Raw genomic sequence first — 17,379 nt, 5'->3', positions numbered from 1 at the left:
ATGACTATCGCATCGACGCCACTGCGGTAAGCTTTCTCGAACAATTCCGGGCGATACGCCGGCACGAACAGCACACTACAGGCCTCGACGACTCCGGTCGCGCTGCGAAACATCAATACTCCAATGAATGGTGCTTGGGTATCGTTCAGTGAACCGGGTATTTCATCCAGTGCGTCAGAACTGGTGAGGAGTGTGCACGTGCTCGGAAGAGTGTCGGTGTGTGACGTCGGGCCGCGCGACGGACTGCAGAACAAGCGCCGAGTGCTCGTGCTCGCGAGACGAGGTCGCTCGTGTAGGTGTGGCCGAAACCCCCGCTGTAGTTCCCCTCCTGGTCCGGTTCCGCCAGTTGCACGAAGGCGACGTCTACCGGGAAACACCCGGTGTGGATGTCCCGCAGAACTGGCCAGCTGGACGGGGTGGACGTCGAGCACGTCGAATCGTGACAGGCGCGAGTCGGCACCGAGCCCCTCGAAGTTTCGTCGAGGGCAGTTGCATGGCCCGGCGATCGATGTAGCGCGGATGCGTCAGCGGCCGCTCGTTGTCGGGCTCGTCGTTCGTCGGGGAAGGGGATTCCCTTCGGCAGGCTCGGACTCCCGAAACTGTCTTTCGTGGTGGGTGGACGGGCCAAGGCGTCTGACTTACACCGGCCGGCCGAGCTCGAGGCCGGTTTCGGCCAATGAAACAATAAGTTTGTTATTTCCCTGCGCCTGCCCGGCCGTCAATGTATGGGGCACGGTAAACCTGTGCTCAGCCTGAAGTCGCCGTCTGTGGCAGGCCCCGCGGTGAGCCATAGACAGGTGACGTGGAAACTCTCCGAACCGAGAATGGTCATGGCAGGTGTCGCCGGTGATCGGATTGACCGGTGCCCGCGTGCTCGTAACAGGTGCGGACGGCTTCATCGGGAGTCATCTCGTCGAGAGACTCGTCGACGAGGGAGCCGACGTCTGCGCGCTCTGCCTGTACAACTCGAACGGATCGTACGGGTGGCTCGACGAATTGGATGCTCGTCGTCCGCGTAATCTCGATCTTCGACTGGGTGACGTCCGCGACGGTCGGTGCGTCCGAGAGCTGGTCGAACGCGCCGACATCGTTCTCCACCTCGCGGCCCTGATCGCCATCCCATACAGCTACCAGGCTCCGGCCTCGTTCGTGAGTACGAACGTCGTCGGCACGCTCAACGTGCTCGAAGCCGCTCGGGAATCGACCGGGACGCGTGTGGTGAACACGTCGACGAGCGAGGTCTATGGCACGCCGGAGAACGTTCCGATCCGGGAAAGCCACCAACTCAGGGCTTTCTCGCCGTATGCAGCGACCAAGATCGGAGCGGATCAGCTGTGCGAATCCTATGCCCGATCCTTCGGCGTCGACGCCGTCACTCTGCGGCCCTTCAACACGTTCGGGCCCAGACAGTCGCTCCGGGCGGTGATCCCGACCATCCTTGGTCAGCTGCTGGCCGGGCGAGATGTCGTGAGGCTGGGCAGCGTGTGGCCCAAACGGGACTTCACTTACGTTGCGGACACGGTCGACGGGTTCCTGCGGATGGCTACATCGGACACGCCCCCGGGGTCACTGGTGCAGCTCGGTACCGGTTCCTGTGTCTCGATCGGCGAACTCTTCGAGCTCTGCTGCGAAGTGACCGGCGCGTCGGCGAAGATCGAGTCCGAATCCCTACGGGTCCGGCCCGACGCGGGTGAGGTCGAGATCCTGCTGTCGGACCCGACGTGTGCCTGGGACGTGATCGGGTGGAAACCGACGACAGACTTGGCCGAAGGACTGGCGATGACCGCCGAGTGGCTGAAGCCGCGTGTGGACCACCTCCGGCCTGCGAGGTATCACCGATGACGGCGGCCGGACGAATTGTGTTGTCGGAACCGCTGCTCGGTGGAAACGAACTGGGCTATCTGCAGGAGTGCATCGAGAGCAATTTCGTCTCGTCCGCCGGACCGTTTGTGGACCATTTCGAAAACAGTTCGCGAAGCAAGCCGGCAGCAGGCATGCGGTGGCGTGCTCGAGCGGTACCGCCGCGCTGCATGTGGCGAGGACGTCTCACAGGTGCGGAAAGGGGAAAGCTGGGTGCTGAGATCGAGCCGGTTCTGGAGTTGCGACACCGGTTCGGCATCCGAGTCGTCGAGGACGCCACGGGGGCTCATACAGCCCGATGGAGGTCCGGGGCAGTCAAAGGTCGCCAAGTGAGCAATATCAGAGGCTTCGTCTGTTTCTCCTTCAACGGAAACAAGCTCATCACATCAGGCAGTGGTGGAATGCTCGTGAGCAACGATGCCGCGTCCGCGCCTCGCGCCAGGCACCTTGTCAACCAGGCGAAGTCGGCCGACGACGGCTACATGCGCGACGAGATCCGCTACAACTACCGGATGAGCCACCTGGCGGCGGCTGTCGGCGTCGCCCAGGTCGAGCAGCTCGATTCGTTCCTGGCTCGCGCAGCACCTTCGCGCTGGCTCTACTCGGTGATGCCTGGTGACGAAGCCGCGAGCGTCGTCGACCTCGTCCGAGGTCTGAACGCGCGAGGGATCCAGGGCCGCCGGTTGTGGTCGCCTCTGCTCCGCCGGCGCACCTACGTGTCGTGCGAGCGGCTGGGTGGTGCTGTCGCCGACGACATTTATCAGAGGGTGCTCTCCCTTGCCCAGCTCGGTGGGCGTCACCGCCGAGGAACAAGGCCTGGTGGCGACCGGACTCTGCAACCTGTTGGCGCAGCGCAACCGACGCTTCAGTGACAGCCCGAGTCGATGAAGAAGGAGAAGCATCTGATGGCGTTGATCTGTGTCACAGGAGCGTCCGGACGGATTGGTTCGAAGCTCGTTTCGCACCTCAAGCGCGCCGGGCATGACGTACGGTGCGTCGTCCGCACGCGTGATCGGTTGTCCTTGGGCGGTGTGGACGTGGTGGAGGCGCCGCTGACCGATGGCGCGGCGTTGGCCCGGGCCGTGTCAGGTGCGGATGTGGTGGTGCACCTGGCGGCGCAGATGGTTCTGGACCAGACGCCGGTGGAGCGCTATTACGACATCAATGTGATGGGCACCTTGCGGTTACTGGAGGCTGTTGCGGCGCAGTCGGTGCGACAGTTCGTCTACGCCAGCACTGACAACACCTATGACCCGGCGAATGCGCCGTCGGAACCGATCACCGAAGACCACCCCCAGTACCCTGGTGACTACTACGGCACCTCCAAGGTGCTGTGCGAGCAACTGGTGCGCAATTACCACAAACTGCACGGGCTCGACTACACTATTCTCCGTTACGGATCAGTGTTGGCGCCCCAGGAAGCCGCCGCCCTGTTCCGCCTCGACTGGGTACGCGGATTCTTGACCACCCACGCCGCCGCCGGACGGCGTAGCAACCTCTGGCAACTCCTCGCCGGCGGGCACGACTTCCCAGCCGCACTCGAGGAGCAGGTCGGCGACCGCGACGACAACCCCGCGCTCGCCCTGATCGGCGCAGACGGCCGACCCTGGGCTCTCCACACCACCGACGTCCGCGACGCCGTCGCCGGCACCGTGGCAGCGATCGACCACCCCAACGCGCTCAATCAGGCGTTCAACATCGTCGGCCCCCACACCACGACCTTCACCGAAGGTGCCACCGTCATCGCCAAGCACTACAACCTCGACCTGATCACCGCCCGCATGCCCGCCACGCTCGCTTTCGAACTCGCCACCGGCAAAGCTGCCCGGCTTCTCGGCTACCACCCCCGTCACGACTTCGACTCCACTATTACCACCGCGCTCGATCCTGCCGATCAAGGCTGGATCTCCACACGCGATGCGGAGGAGGATTGAGACCAGGTCATGCGGAACTCCCTGCTGATCCTCGGTGCGGGTGCTCTCGCGCGCCAAATCCACTCGGTTGTCGCCGCTCTTCACGAAACAGGATGCGATTATCGGATACTGGGCCACACTGATCGGTATCCGACAGCGACGACGGCTTCGGTGCCGGTACTCGGAGAGGATCACGTCCTCGCCGACCTCGAAGCCAGTTATGTGATCGGTGTTGCCGCTCCGTCGGCACGGCGCAGGATCGGCGAAGCAGTGTCCGGGTATGGCAAGCGCGCGGTAACGCTGGTGCATCCGGCGAGCACCGTCGAGCAGCACGTGTCGATCAGCGACGGCTCCATTGTCATGGCCGGAGTGCGGATCCAGGATTCGGCGACGCTGGGGAACCACGTCTTCGTGAACGCGAACGCCGTTGTAGGGCATGACGTGGTCATCGGTGACTACACGTCGGTGAGCCCGCTGGCGATGCTCGCCGGCGGTGTGCACGTTGAGTCCGACGCGATGATCGGAGCGGGCGCGGTGGTGCTCCCGGGGCGCTGCATCGGGCGGAGCGCCGTGGTTGGGGCTGGTGCTGTGGTGACCACGGATGTTCCAGCCGGGACCTCCGTCGTCGGTGTGCCCGCCAGGCAGTTGGTCAAGTGACGTGTCCGCGTTCGGCTCTCCCGCCCACTTCCCTCAACGCCGTCTCTTCTCTAAGATGAAATCTCAGTTTCACTGAGCGGTTTCATTTGGCGGGAGGTCGTGGCGGCGTGGTGGATCGGCGAATCACTCGAACGGCTCTGCCCGGCGATGCGATCATGACGACGGTGCACGGGGACAAGCCAGGCCCTACGGTCGCGCTGCTCGGCGGGGTACACGGTGACGAGGACGAAGGTGTCCTCGCGGTGCGGCGGCTGCTCACCCTGCTGGTCCACGAAGACCTTGCCGGGCGCGTCCGGGCCGTGGCTCCGGCGAACCCGGCCGCTTGGGCTGCCGGAACCCGCACCAGTCCGTCCGACGAGGGGAATCTCGCCAGATGCTTTCCAGGGGATCACGGCAGTCCGACCGGAGTACTCGCGGGGGCTCTGACGAGCGCATTGATCGACGGCGCGGATCTCCTGATCGACCTCCACTCGGCCGGAGCGGCCTATCACATGCCGCTGTTCTGTGGGCTTGTCGGTAACGCGCCAGGAGCCGAGGGTTCTCGTCGAGCCGCGGAGGCGTTCGGTGCCCCGCTTGTTTGGGCTCATCCGGACGTTCCGCCCGGCCGCAGTTTAACCGTCGCGGCGAAACGTGGAATCCCCGCGCTGTACGCGGAATGCTCTGGTGGAGGCGGTATCCGTTCGGACGAGCTCGACACGTACGTGACGGGTGTTCTGTCTGTTCTCGCGGAATTCGGGGCTCTGCCCGCCCAGCATCGCCGCTCGGCCCCTCGGATGCGCTGGGTCCACGGTGGAGGCGATCTCGACTGTGGTGGTCAGGCGGAGCGAAACGGGCTTTTCGCGACCGTCGCGGCGGTGGGTCAGGACGTCGCCGAGGGCGACGAGATCGGACGGATGTACGGCTACGAAGGGGGACTGCTCGAGGTCGTGCGTGCACCACGACGGGGCGTTGTCATGTTCTTACGTCGCCGGGCGAGGACACGCGTGGGCGATGTCCTGTTCGCGTTGGCCGAACAGACGGAGACTCCGCGGTGAACGCGATCGGCCGGACGTCCACTCCTGCACGCAGGCAAGCCGACTAGTCGCCGGCTGAAACAACAGCACTTGGTCAAGATGACCGGACCCGCCGTGGTCGACGACGATCGTCCACGGGTGGCCGGCACGAGCTGAAAGGGCGCCATCCTGATGCCTCTGGAACGGAATCTGGACAACATCGAGTTGCAAGCCATGCACCACGTGAGTGCTTATGTCGTGGTGTACGAGGGTGAAGTCGATCTGACCAGCATGCACGAGGCATACCGATTGTTGTGCGTTCGCCATCCCGTACTACGGGCGCGGGTCGAGCGGGTCGGAACGCGATATCGGTTCCGCGTGCCTGAGAGTGGATCTCCCCGGGTTGCCGTCCACCGCAGCGGTGGAGAGAACCACCTGCGAGAAGTCGGTCGCCGTTGGCGTCCGGACGATGCAGTCGCCCAGCTCACGCTGGTGAAAGGCGAAACGCGCGGTCTGGTCGCGATGTTCACCGACCACGCGATTGCCGATGGCAAGGCCAAACTCGCGTACTTGCACGAGTTGTTGCGGCTGTACGGGGAAATCGTGGCCGGTACACGGCCGATTGCCGAGCCGGGACGAAGCCTTCCCGACACCCCGAGTCAAACCCTGCGCGCCCGTGTCGGAAGCGAGGCCATGCCACCCGTCGTGAATGAGTCCGATCCGCGTGACTTCCTGGGAGCCGAAGCGCTCCGCCGGTACATCAGGCTGAGCCCGAATCAGACCAAGCGGCTCGTGGCTGTCGCGCGGCAGAACAAGACCACCGTGTATGCCGTTCTGTGCGGAGTGATCCTCCTGGCACAGCGACGTTACTGGCAGAAGGAGCCACCGGCGACGATGATCTGCCTGGCAATGGTCAATCTCCGAGAACGGGTGACCCCGCGAGTCGGAGCACTGGACACGACGAACTTCATCGGGGTGAGTCCCGCCGAGGTGAAGGTCGAGGCCGACACCGATCCCATCGCATTGGGACGTGAGGTCAGGGAGTTCCTGGAGAACGCGATCGCGCAACGCCGGCCTGAGCAGGAGATCCTGGCGCGCACCACCGGAAGCCAGAGCCCCCCCGTCGGGCAAGATCTTGGCACAGCTGCGATCAGCAATCTGGGCGTGGTGTCTGATTTCCCTGTAGTTCCGAACGTCCGCATCACCGACTTTCAGATTTTCACCCAATCCATCAAGGGCGCGACCCCGTCCTATGGGGTTTACACCTACCAGGGCTGCCTAAGCATTGAAGCGTTCTACCGGTCGGACCTTTATCCGCATTCGCAGGCGGACAGCCTGGTCGAGGACATCAGCCGAGAAATCGCTCGCCTTCTCGACGACGAAGGGGATGAGACGGTTCCACGCACCGAGCAGCAGCTGGTCGGCGACGTGGGGTGAAGTTCGGTGCCGAGGTGATCGATTTTGACGGAGGTGTGTACATCGGTCCGATCTCCACGATTTGATCCTGGTCGCAGGTTGCGCGCGCGGGAAGCGGCGCGGAAGGGCTGAACTCAACTCCTGTGGCTGTCGCGCGAACGGTTGGAGACTCTGGGGGAACGATTCGGGCAGGCGTCCTACAGAGCCGCCCGCTGACCGCGTGACGAGGATTGGGATTTCGTGACCTCATTGACCGGAATGCGTGCATTGGTGATCCGAGTCGAGCTGCCATCGGAGGCTGGTGAAACGGCGATCGGTGTCGCGCACACAGTGGGTTTTGCGGCATGACGGACGTGCGGGGCGGAAAGCCTGACATAGCGCGTATCGGCATTGTCGGGACTGACAATTCCCACGCCTACGTTTACGCGGCGTACCTCAATGGCTGGGCCGAAGCCGAACCGGTACCCACGCGTCTGCCCGACGGCGCCGCAGTACCGGACATGTACCTGTGGGCCGCACTGCACGGGCGCCTGCGCAACGCGGTCGACCCTCCGATCCCCGCCGGCTCGGCGCGGGTCACGGCGATCTGGAGCGCGGATCGGGACGACGCGGAGCGAGTCGCTCGTGCCTGTGGCATTGACGAGGTGTGCGCATCACCCCACGAGGTTTGTGAGGACGTGGACGCAGTCATGGTTTTGTCCAAGGACCCGGGCACGCACCTCGACCATGCGCGTGCCGCGCTGGAGCGCGGTCTGCCTACGTACATCGACAAACCGCTCGCGGAATCGCTCCGCGCAGGGCGTCTGATCTTCGATCTGGCCGCGAAACATGGCGCGCCGTGCTACACGGGATCCTCGCTCCGGTGGTCACCCGAGTTGCTCGCCGCCCGCGACGCGGTGCGAAGAGAGCCCGGTCCGATCCGGACGGTGTCGATCCACTGCCCGCTCTCCATCGGCCTCTATGGCATCCACGGCGTCGAGATGGCGAATCTCTTCCTCGGCAGCGCGGTGGAGGCGGTTCAGTCGCTGTCCGCTCCCGGCCGTCAGATCACGCTCCTGGAATACGCCGGCGGGACATCAGCGCTGATCGAAAACCTCGAGTTCCTGCCTTGGCCGACCTACGGTCTCGTGGCCAATGGGGAGACATGGCACCACAGCACGACGTTCCACGACCCGTCGCGGACGAGTCTGGAGTTCGTCCGACGCTTCGTCGAATTCGCCCATGACCGGATACCGCCCGTCGCCGGGGAGGAGTCACTGCGCCTCATCCAGATCGTCGAGGCGATGATGGCTTCCCACCGAACCGGGCGACGCGTTCTCGTGCAGCCGCTGGAAAGTGACGCCGGGCTCGAACCGACCACAGGTGGGACCGTGAATTCGCATGACTGATCGGATAACGAACGGCGACAGGCAGTCGGTGATCGTCACTGGCGCCGGCAGCGGGCTCGGCCGGGCCATCGCTCATCGACTGCTCGCCGATGGTTACCGTTGCCTGCTCGCGGGTAGGCGCGAGGCGGCTCTCAAGGAGACGATGGATTCGGCGCCGACCGGGCGGGATGCCGCCGTGGTCGTTCCGACCGACGTGCGCAGTCCCGTCGACCGTGCCCATCTCGTACAGTGCGCGCTGGAGCAGCCCGGCCCGCTATACGGCTTGGTCAACAACGCCGGCCTGGCTGAGGCGATGCCGTTCTTCGACGAGGACGTCGAATCGTGGCGTGAAATTGTCGGCGTCAACCTCGACGCCGCCTTCTTCCTGACGCAAGCGGTCGTTGAGCACATGCGCCGGCAGCAGACCGGACGCGTGGTCAACATCGCTTCCGTTTACGCCTTCGTGGGCTTCGATAATCGAGGCTATGGGGCGCGCGCGCCTGAGGTGTCAAAGGGAGACCGGGGCCCATATCGGCAGTCGGCGTACGCCGCGAGCAAAGGTGGCTTGCTGCAATTGACACGCGACCTCGCTGCCGGCGTCGGCCGTTGGGGGATCACCGTGAATGCGATCAGCCCGGGAACGATCCCGACGGTCGAGTCAGGTCTTTCGGAAGAGTTGGACCCGCGGACGCAGCGGGTTGAATCGGCGCAACGCCCGAAACTCGGTGACCCGATCGACCCGCAGGTGCTCGCCGACCTCGCTGCCCAGGTTCCCCTTCGCCGGGTCGGCAGACCGGCCGAGGTGGCGGGACCCGTCAGCTTCCTGATGTCGGCGGACGCGTCGTACGTGACCGGTCTGAATCTGGTCGTCGACGGTGGTTGGACCATCTGGTGACAACAGTGGCGCGAAGGGACACAGACATGTTCGCCGAGCGGCGACTGGCAGTGGTGACCGGCGGCGGAGCGGGAATCGGCCGGGCGATAACGCTGGAGCTCGTTCGGGCGGGCTACCAGTGCCTGATCGCCGGACTTGCCGATGACGAACTCCAGGGAACCGCTGATCTCGCCGCGGCGCGCGGTGCGTCGGTGCAGACGATCGAGTGCGACCTCGGCGAGGAGTCGGGTCGACGGGCGCTCATGCGTGCGGCTGACGTCACCGGGTTCGACCTCAAGGTGGTGGTCAACTGTGCGGCCCAAAGCTCGGGGCTGTCGCTGTTCGACCAATCGTCGGACGACTGGCGGAGCCAGCTGGACGTCAACGTCCTCGCGGTCTCGCTGCTGTCCGGATGGGCCATCGACCGGATGCGGCGGGTGGGGGGCGGAAGCGTGGTCAACATCGGCTCCATCTACGGCCGGCTTGCTCTCGATCCGAGGTACTACGAGGGTGTCTACCCGCAGGAGACGAGCAAGGGGCCGGTGCGCGCGTTGGCCTACCACGCGTCGAAGGGTGCCCTCCTCGCGCTTACGCGTGACCTGGCGGCAGCGGGTGCACGTTGGAACGTGCGCGTCAACAGTGTCTCGCCGGGAATGATCAACACACCGGAGCGCCGTTTCGACGGCGAACGATACGAAAGGTTCGCCGACGGCACACCACTGGGGCGGATGGGAACACCGGAGGAGGTGGCGGGCGTGGTGGAGTTCCTCACTTCCGACCGGGCGTCCTTCGTCACGGGGGCGGATTGGGTCGTCGACGGCGGGTGGTCGATCTGGTGAACGAGCAGCGGGCGGGCCGGATGCTCCGCGTCTGCGTGTTCACGGGGTCACGTGCCGACTACGGTCCCCTTGTCGCGGTCATCCGGAAACTGGAAGAAGATTCGGAAATCGATCTGCGAGTTCTGGCGACGGGGAGCCACCTCCTGAAGGAGAAGGGCATGACCGTCGATGACATCCTCGCCGACGGTTTCCGGGTGGACGAGCGGGTGGACAACGTGCTTGCCAGCGATTCGCCGTCCGGGGTTGCGAGTTCCTTCGGGCTTGGCGTCGTCGGGTATTCGCAGGCGCTCGCACGCATACGTCCTGATCGCTTCATCGTGCTGGGGGATCGTTATGAAGCGCTTGCGGGTGCAGTCGCGGCTGCCCTTCACCACGTGCCGATCGCCCACATCTGCGGGGGTGAGGTCACGGCTGGTTCAACGGACGAGTGGGCGAGACACGCCATCTCGAAGATCGCGCAGCTGCATTTCGTGGCGACGGACGAGTTCCGTCGTCGTGTGGTGCAACTCGGTGAACGGCCCGATCGGGTGTTCAACGTCGGCTCTCCGGGGCTGGACACGATCCGGACGATGAACTGGATGACCCGGGCCGATCTCGCTGCGGACCTCGGCTTGGAACTGCGGACGCCACTGATCCTGGTGACGTATCACCCGGCGACCGCGGATCTCGCCGGTAGTGCCGCGGGGGCGGCGGGACTGGCGGCTGCTTTGGAGCGTTTCCCGGAAGCGACGGTCGTCATCACGGGTACCAACGTGGACCTCGGGTCGACGAGTGTTGTCGCACCGCTCGTCGAGCACGTTCAGCGAAACCGCGGCCGGGCTGTGCTCTGTGATTCTCTCGGGCAACAGCGATATCTGAGTCTTCTCAAGCTGGCGGATCTGGCGGTGGGAAACTCGTCGAGTGCGCTGATCGAAGCTCCTGCGGTGCGCACCCCGACAGTCAACATCGGTTCCCGACAGGAAGGCAGGCCCAGGGCCGCGTCCGTGATCGATTGCGGCGTAACCGCCGATGAGATCGAGAAAGCCATGTGCACAGCGCTTGCCGCCGAACATCGTGGGCTGACGCGATCCGTCACCTCGCCCTACGGGGACGGGCATGCGGCCGAACGTATCATTACGATCCTCAAGAGGGTCCGCATTGACAATGTCGCGAAGTCCTTCTTCGATTTGCCGACTCCGAGGCCGGACTTGGCGGAATAGCGGTCACAACCGCGCGGCTCAGAATTCGCGGGCCGCGCGTCGGGATCGTGCTCGGCGACATGGCTGCCGAGGCAGGTCCGTGCGCTGAGCACGACCTCGAACACGTCGGACTATTACTCCATGCGGGCGGTCAGTGGCTGATCGGGTGATTCCCAGTCCAACACGACCGCTCCCGTCGGGCGTTCGTTCGCGATCATCGCGAAGGCTTCCTCGATCCGATGCGCACCGGCTTCCGCCGTGATGATCGCGTTCAGCGGGAGGCGCCCACTCCGTTCGAGACGCGCGATCTCGAGAACGTTGTCGAGCGACGTCAGAGTGCCGGCCTTCGAAGGTGCGTAGTCGTCGTTTCCGCAGAAGACGACGTTCAGCATCTTTCGGTAGAAGTTGCGCGCGAAAAGTGCGCCCAGGTCTTCCGAATGCAAGCCCAGTACCACCAGACGTGCTCGCACCCCAGCGAGAGCGGCGGCGAAAGCCAGCGACTCCCTCGTGCCGGCAGCCTCGACCACGACGTCGGCCCCGGCTCCACCGCCGATGAACTGCAGTGGCCGCGCCGTTCGCGGGTCGTGTATCAGGTCCTTGTCGATCAGCTGCGCGGTGAAGTCGCGCCGCGCCTCGGAGGTGTCGAAACAGACCGGTTCCGCGCCGAGGCTCTGCGCCACGAGTGCGGCGCACAGCCCCACCAGCCCCAGACCGATGACCGCGACTCGCTCGCCGGAGCGGTAACCGACCCGCCGCAGCGCGCTGAGACCGAGCGTCGGCAGGTAGTACAGGGCCGCGATCGCGGGATCAACCGATTCGGGCAACGTAACAGCTTCCCAGTCCGCGACTTCGACCTCGGCTTGGTGGCGGGCGACGGCAAACGCGAGCGTGCCGATCCGGCCGGGATCGACCCCGTCGCCGACGGCCGTGACACGGCCGACGAGGTTGTAACCAAGAGCGACCGGGAACAGTTCGGCCTTGGTGGAGATGTCGTCGTCGAGTGGATCCATGACCAGCGACGTGGCGGCGGGCGAGAACCCTGCGTTCAGACCGTCAACCATCTCCCTGCCCTCGTAGAGGGCGAGTTCGGTGCCAGGGCTGATGAGCGACCTCACCGAGGTCAGACGCACCATCCCGGGTGCCGGCCTCCCGGACAGCTCGAAAGGCTGCCAGGTGATCGTCCTTGATGCGGTCACAACTGGGCGCACGTTGCTAACTCCTTGTCTCGGCTCGGTCGATCGTCTGCGGCGTTCCTGTCCGCAGGGCCTCTTCTGCGGCGGCCCGAATGTCGATGAACCGCAGTGCAGCTCTCTCGGACGGCAGGTCCTCGCGAGTGGTGAGCATCCGCAGCACGGCATGGACGAAATCGGCCGGGATGAGGCCGATACCGTGGATCTGGGTTGTCACGTCGTGGTGTGTCCCGTTGATGACCAGGTTCTGGCAGGGCCGCGCCAGGTAGCCGAGTGTCTCGTAAGTCGCCGTCCGGCCGTCCGTGTACTCGAGGCAGACGGTTTGCCGACAACGGCTTCGCACGCCCGATACTCGGACCACGTCCGAGCCGAGGAACATGTCGATCATTTCGATGGCGTGCAGTCCGTACAACCGGTTGTCGATCGGCACTTGGACGTACATGCCGCGGAAGGTGCCCACCCGGGCAAGGGCGTACTGGCGGAAGCTGCGCAGCTCCTCGCTGTAGCGCAAGGAGGACCCCGTGAAGCAGGGAGCTCCGTACTCGCGTGCCATCGCGAAGATCTTCTCGGCGGTGTCGCGGTCCGGCGCCATCGGTTTGTCAACGTACGTGGGCAAGCCTGCTCGCAGGGCCGTTTCCGCGTGGCGCAGGTGCTCCGCAGGGTCCTCGCTGAGCACCAGGACCGCATCCACGTCTCTGGCGACCTCCTCTGGGGAGTCGCAGATCACGTCTATGCCACAGGCGTTGCGCAGCAGGTCGGCATCCTCCGGTTGGCCGCTCCACAGGCGCGTCACACGAGCCTGGGACGAACGTTGGAACCCCGGGAGGGAGCCGTCGTTGGTGAACTCCCGCAATACCTGCGCCCACTCGTACATCGCCGGAACCGGTTCACCTGACGGAAGCCGGACCGGGATCGGGACGTCTTCACGCCAGCCGTTGATGAACCCGGCGTACTGGTACGCGTGGGTGTTGTCGGTTCCTACAATTCCCAGCCGAAACATCTGTTTCCTCGTCGGGTTCATGCGGCCGGCGCCTTGACTCGTGGATCGATGGCCGCGTAGAGCAGATCGACGAGCAGGTTGATGATCACGAAGAATGCCACGGCCAGGAGCATCATGGCCTGGATCATGGGGTAGTCCCGTTGCTCCACGGCCTGCAAGGACAACAGACCGAGGCCCGGGTAGTTGAACACAGACTCGATCACGACGACACCGCCCAGCACCGACGCGAGCTGCAGGCCGAAGATCGTGACCACGGGGAGCGCGGCGTTGCGGAGGATGTGGCGGAGCATCAAACGGACTCCGCGGACGCCTTTCGCGCGCGCGGTTCGCACGTACTCCGTGTTCGCCACGGAACTGACCGAGTCCGTGATGAAGCGCGTCAGGATGCCGGACAGGAGCAGGGCCAGCACGGTCACCGGACCGGCGAGATTGTTCAGTGCGGCGAACGGCGAGGTGACCACATTTTCGTACTGGGATATCGCAGGGAACCAGCCCAGACCGGTGCCGCGGGAGAAAGCCAGCACGAAGAGAATCGCGGCCCAGAAGCTCGGAACGGCGAGGGTGATGCTGCAGTAGCCGTGGATGAGCGAGGTCAGCCGCGAGTTCGGCCGGGTGCCGGCAAAGATTCCGATCGGGATCGAAATCAGTGTCGCTACGAGCATGGCGATCACCGTCAACTGCAGCGTTGCCGGCAGTCGCTCGCTGATGATGGATGAAACCGCGAAGTTGTTCTGCACCGAGGTCCCGAAATCGCCCTGCAGGGCATGTGAAAGCCAGGTCGCGTACTGGTAGACGACCGGCTCGTCCAGTCCGAGCCGCTCACGCGCCGCATCCAGTTGGGCAGGGGTCGCGGTGGGCCCCGCAATCGCTTGTGCCGCGTCGCCAGGCAACATGTAGACCATTGCCCAGACTGCTATCGACGCAAGGAAGAGGACGATGACGAGTTGGCCGATGCGTCGGCCGAGTACTCGCTCCATGTGGAGCTCCTTGGACTCGAAGGCCGCCGTGGAAGGACGACCGGGTCGATAACCCGGTCATGTGGTCTGGGCGACTCGGCGGTACCGCCGGTTCGCCCTTGCCACGGTGTCGATGGCGAGGATCGTGGCGGTCAGGGTCAGACCCGTGAACAGGCCGTACGTCGGCACCTGGGTCAGGTAGGTCTTGCTGTCCAGGAGTAGCCCACCCCAGGTCGGGCTCGGCGGCGGGAGGCCGAGCCCGAGGAAGCTGAGTGACGCCTCGATCAGGATTGCAACGGAGGTGAAGACGTTGACCTGCACCAGCAGCGAGCCGAGAATGTTCGGCAGGATCACCCGGCCCATCAGATACCGGTCGCCGGCGCCCGACACACGGGCGGCCTTGACATAGTCGAGCGACCTCACCTGCATGGTGCCGGCTCGGGCGAGGCGCGCGTAGACCGGCACGCCCACGATGGCGATGGCTGAGATGAGGGCGACAGCGCTGCGGCCCGCAATCGCGATGATGGTCATGGCCAGGAGGATCGCGGGGATTCCCAACAGCAGATCCATCAGACGCATGATCGCGGAATCCAGCCAACTCGAGTAAAACCCGCCGAGAATGCCGATCGCGACACCGAAAACGGCCGCGAGGGCGGAGGATGCGAGCCCGATCTGGAGTGTGGGACGGCTTCCGTACACGATTCGCGAGAAGATGTCGCGACCGAGTTGGTCGGTGCCGAACCAGTGTGCTGACGACGGTCCCGACAGTGCAGCTCGGACATCCTGGTAACCCGGGTCGTACGGCGCCACCAACGGAGCGAATACGGCGATCCCCACCAGTAGGAGGAGGAAGGCCACCGCGATATAGCCGGTGGGTCCGAGTGATCGCGCGAATCGCCGCAGGCGACTCCCCCCGGCGCCCGTGGGCTTCCGCGGGGAGGTTTTGGTGATCGTCATGCTTCCCGGCACGGCGAGACCCGCATTGGTGGCCACCGGCGTCGCCCGTTCGTCCACGCTATCCATGAAGCTGCTCCATCCTGGCAGTCCTCGACGAGACTTCGCCTTCCGCCACCGGCGATTCCGGGAAGTGGCAGGACACAGATCCACCACCGACCACGGCTACGGGTGCGGGTTCGACCTCCGCGCACATGTCCTGCGCCTTCCAGCACCTGGTCCGGAAGCGACACCCCGACGGAGGATCTGCCGGTGAGGGCTGGTCGCCGCTGAGGATGATGCGCTCGCGTTTTCGCTCGATGTCCGGATCGGGTATCGGCACGGACGACAGCAGAGCGATGGTGTAAGGGTGTGCGGGAGCCGTGTAGAGGCGCTCCACCCCGCCCTCCTCGACGATCTTGCCGTGGTACATCACCGCGACGCGGTCGCTGATGTGCCGGACGACCGCGAGGTCGTGGGCGACGAACAGGTAGCCGACACCGAGGTTCTCCTGCAAGTCGGCGAGCAGGTTCATGATCCCGGCCCGCACGGAGACGTCGAGAGCGGAGACTGGCTCGTCGAGTACCAACACTTGGGGCTCGAGCATCAGGGCGCGTGCGATGCCGATGCGCTGACGTTGCCCGCCGGAGAAGGCGCTGGCGTGTCGAGCTGCCGCCTGTTGGTCCAGTCCGACGAGATTCAGCGTGGTGGCGACTTTTTCCGGCCCTGCTGTTCGATTCCAGCGACCGTTGAGCTTGAGGGGTTCGGCCAGGATCTGTTCGACCGTCATCTGGGGGTTGAGTGAGGAGAACGGGTCCTGGAAGACGAACTGGACTCGGGTTGCCAGGCCACGTAGCTCCTTGCGGCTGAACGTGGACAGGTTCTTGCCCGCGACGTTGACGTCGCCTGAAGTCGGGTTGGCGAGATTGACGAGCATGTGGGCGACTGTGGTCTTCCCGGAACCCGATTCGCCGACCAGACCGAGCGTCTCACCGCGGGCCACCTGCAGCGAAACGTTGTCGACGGCGCGTATCGTGACTTTCTTGCTCCGACGCAAAGATCCTTTGTGGAGTGGAAAGTGCTTGGACACGCCGACGGCCTCGATCAGTACTTCGTCGTGCCGTGGCTGGGTCTCGGCGACGTTCGCCGGCCTCTCGGGTGCGCTGACCTCACGGTGTTGCGGAACCTCGTCGGCGAAGTGGCACGCGCTCATGTGCGGTGTGCCGACCGCATTTTTCTCGCCGACAGCGTTGATCATGGGGGGGCGCACCGTGGAGCAAGGACCCGGCAGCTGCGCCATCGGACATCGCGGGTGGAAGACACAGCCGGACACGCTCGTGATATCGCGGGGTGGGTTGCCATCGATCTGGTGCAGCCTGGTGCCCCGTCCGCCGGTGTCGACCCGGGGAAGACAGGCGAGCAGGCCCGCGGTGTATGGATGGCTCGCGTTGTAGAAGACGTCCTCGGTCGCCCCGATTTCTGCCAGCTTGCCGCCGTACAGCACCGCGACGCGATCGGCGATCCCGGCGACGACGCCGAGGTCATGCGTGATGAACACGATCGACGAGTCCGTGTTCTCGTGGATCCTGCGCAGGACATCGATGACCTGAGCCTGGATGGTGACGTCCAGGGCAGTGGTCGGCTCGTCGGCGACGATCAACCGCGGCTCGTTGGCGATGGCGATCGCGATCATGACCCGCTGACGCATACCACCGGAGAGTTGGTGGGGGTACTGGGTGGCACGTTCTTCCGGGGCCGGTATGCCCACCAGCCTCAAGAGTTCAAGGGACTTCGCTCGCACCTGCGCACGGGACAGGTCGTGATGGTGCACAGTGACGGCTTCTGCCACCTGCGCGCCGATCGCCATGACCGGGTTGAGCGAGGCCAGAGCGTCCTGGAAGATCACGCTGACGTCGCGCCCCCGTAGCTTGCTCAGCTCCGCCTCGGATGCCGCCAGGAGGTTGTGGCCGTTCAGCAGCGCCTGTCCCGTGACTCGCGCTCCCCGCTGCAGGCCGAGGGCGGACAGGAAGGTGGTGGTCTTGCCCGATCCGGATTCTCCGACGACGGCCAGCACCTCGCCGGCGCCCACGTCCAGGTTCAGGTCGTCGACCGCGGTGACAGGTGTGTCTTGCCCGGCGAAACTTACCGTGAGGTTTCTCAGTCGAAGTGTCGGTGTGGGTTCCACACTGTCTCCATTTCCTGAC

General features: G+C 64.9%; 16 protein-coding genes. 11 read left to right on the top strand and 5 right to left on the bottom strand.

The features are described 5' to 3' along the window. Nucleotides 1–846: 846 nt before the first annotated feature. The 11 genes from GKO32_RS34250 (at nucleotide 847) to neuC (ending at nucleotide 11,117) form a co-directional block, all read left to right on the top strand. A complete protein-coding gene (locus GKO32_RS34250; protein WP_312869037.1) occupies nucleotides 847–1,842 on the top strand; it encodes an SDR family NAD(P)-dependent oxidoreductase in 996 nt (331 codons plus the stop codon). Continuing rightward, nucleotides 1,805–2,080 (top strand): DegT/DnrJ/EryC1/StrS family aminotransferase, encoded by a 276-nt coding sequence (locus GKO32_RS40715; RefSeq protein WP_154761077.1) that lies wholly within the window; start codon nucleotides 1,805–1,807, stop codon nucleotides 2,078–2,080. Before GKO32_RS34250 ends, GKO32_RS40715 begins: the two co-directional genes overlap by 38 nt. Continuing rightward, complete coding sequence (locus GKO32_RS34240; RefSeq protein WP_154761076.1) at nucleotides 1,995–2,732, top strand: DegT/DnrJ/EryC1/StrS family aminotransferase; 738 nt, start codon at nucleotides 1,995–1,997, stop codon at nucleotides 2,730–2,732. The genes GKO32_RS40715 and GKO32_RS34240 overlap by 86 nt, the downstream gene beginning before the upstream one ends. A 12-nt stretch (nucleotides 2,733–2,744) precedes the next feature. Next, complete coding sequence (locus GKO32_RS34235; RefSeq protein WP_154761075.1) at nucleotides 2,745–3,794, top strand: NAD-dependent epimerase/dehydratase family protein; 1,050 nt, start codon at nucleotides 2,745–2,747, stop codon at nucleotides 3,792–3,794. A gap of 9 nt (nucleotides 3,795–3,803) precedes the next feature. Beyond that, nucleotides 3,804–4,430 carry a NeuD/PglB/VioB family sugar acetyltransferase gene (locus GKO32_RS34230; protein ID WP_154761074.1) on the top strand — a complete coding sequence of 209 codons (627 nt, stop codon included), beginning with the start codon at nucleotides 3,804–3,806 and terminating at the stop codon, nucleotides 4,428–4,430. Nucleotides 4,431–4,585: 155 nt separating this feature from the next. After that, entirely contained in the window at nucleotides 4,586–5,464 is an 879-nt protein-coding gene (locus GKO32_RS34225; protein ID WP_154761073.1) for a succinylglutamate desuccinylase/aspartoacylase family protein, read from the top strand. A gap of 150 nt (nucleotides 5,465–5,614) precedes the next feature. After that, complete coding sequence (locus GKO32_RS34220) at nucleotides 5,615–6,859, top strand: phthiocerol/phthiodiolone dimycocerosyl transferase family protein (protein WP_154761072.1); 1,245 nt, start codon at nucleotides 5,615–5,617, stop codon at nucleotides 6,857–6,859. Between the two features lie 323 nt (nucleotides 6,860–7,182). Next, a complete protein-coding gene (locus tag GKO32_RS34215) occupies nucleotides 7,183–8,226 on the top strand; it encodes a Gfo/Idh/MocA family protein (protein WP_154761071.1) in 1,044 nt (347 codons plus the stop codon). Continuing rightward, nucleotides 8,219–9,100 carry an SDR family NAD(P)-dependent oxidoreductase gene (locus GKO32_RS34210; RefSeq protein ID WP_154761070.1) on the top strand — a complete coding sequence of 294 codons (882 nt, stop codon included), beginning with the start codon at nucleotides 8,219–8,221 and terminating at the stop codon, nucleotides 9,098–9,100. The genes GKO32_RS34215 and GKO32_RS34210 overlap by 8 nt, the downstream gene beginning before the upstream one ends. A 26-nt stretch (nucleotides 9,101–9,126) precedes the next feature. After that, entirely contained in the window at nucleotides 9,127–9,918 is a 792-nt protein-coding gene (locus tag GKO32_RS34205) for an SDR family NAD(P)-dependent oxidoreductase (RefSeq protein ID WP_154761069.1), read from the top strand. Next, entirely contained in the window at nucleotides 9,915–11,117 is a 1,203-nt protein-coding gene (gene neuC / locus GKO32_RS34200; RefSeq protein ID WP_154761068.1) for a UDP-N-acetylglucosamine 2-epimerase, read from the top strand. The genes GKO32_RS34205 and neuC overlap by 4 nt, the downstream gene beginning before the upstream one ends. A gap of 113 nt (nucleotides 11,118–11,230) precedes the next feature. Here the strand turns inward: neuC and GKO32_RS34195 are convergent, their stop codons facing one another. Genes GKO32_RS34195 through GKO32_RS34175 form a run of 5 tightly spaced genes read right to left on the bottom strand, consistent with a single transcriptional unit; the run spans nucleotide 11,231 to nucleotide 17,360 of the window. Further along, nucleotides 11,231–12,304, bottom strand: a complete 1,074-nt coding sequence (locus tag GKO32_RS34195; RefSeq protein WP_166459819.1) for a zinc-dependent alcohol dehydrogenase — start codon at nucleotides 12,302–12,304, stop codon at nucleotides 11,231–11,233. 4 nt (nucleotides 12,305–12,308) lie between these two features. Then, complete coding sequence (locus GKO32_RS34190) at nucleotides 12,309–13,286, bottom strand: Gfo/Idh/MocA family protein (RefSeq protein ID WP_166459818.1); 978 nt, start codon at nucleotides 13,284–13,286, stop codon at nucleotides 12,309–12,311. Nucleotides 13,287–13,303: 17 nt separating this feature from the next. Further along, on the bottom strand, nucleotides 13,304–14,263 hold the full coding sequence (locus GKO32_RS34185; RefSeq protein ID WP_154761065.1) for an ABC transporter permease: 960 nt from the start codon (nucleotides 14,261–14,263) through the stop codon (nucleotides 13,304–13,306). Between the two features lie 57 nt (nucleotides 14,264–14,320). Continuing rightward, the gene (locus GKO32_RS34180; RefSeq protein ID WP_154761064.1) at nucleotides 14,321–15,265 is read right to left on the bottom strand and encodes an ABC transporter permease; all 945 of its coding nucleotides are present in this window, start codon (nucleotides 15,263–15,265) and stop codon (nucleotides 14,321–14,323) included. Beyond that, nucleotides 15,258–17,360 carry a dipeptide ABC transporter ATP-binding protein gene (locus GKO32_RS34175; protein ID WP_208024638.1) on the bottom strand — a complete coding sequence of 701 codons (2,103 nt, stop codon included), beginning with the start codon at nucleotides 17,358–17,360 and terminating at the stop codon, nucleotides 15,258–15,260. The genes GKO32_RS34180 and GKO32_RS34175 overlap by 8 nt, the downstream gene beginning before the upstream one ends. Nucleotides 17,361–17,379: the final 19 nt, after the last annotated feature.

Origin of the sequence: Amycolatopsis pithecellobii (genome assembly GCF_009707865.1) — a bacterium.
Lineage (GTDB): Bacteria > Actinomycetota > Actinomycetes > Mycobacteriales > Pseudonocardiaceae > Amycolatopsis_E > Amycolatopsis_E pithecellobii.
This window is presented reverse-complemented; position numbering and strand designations above follow the sequence as displayed.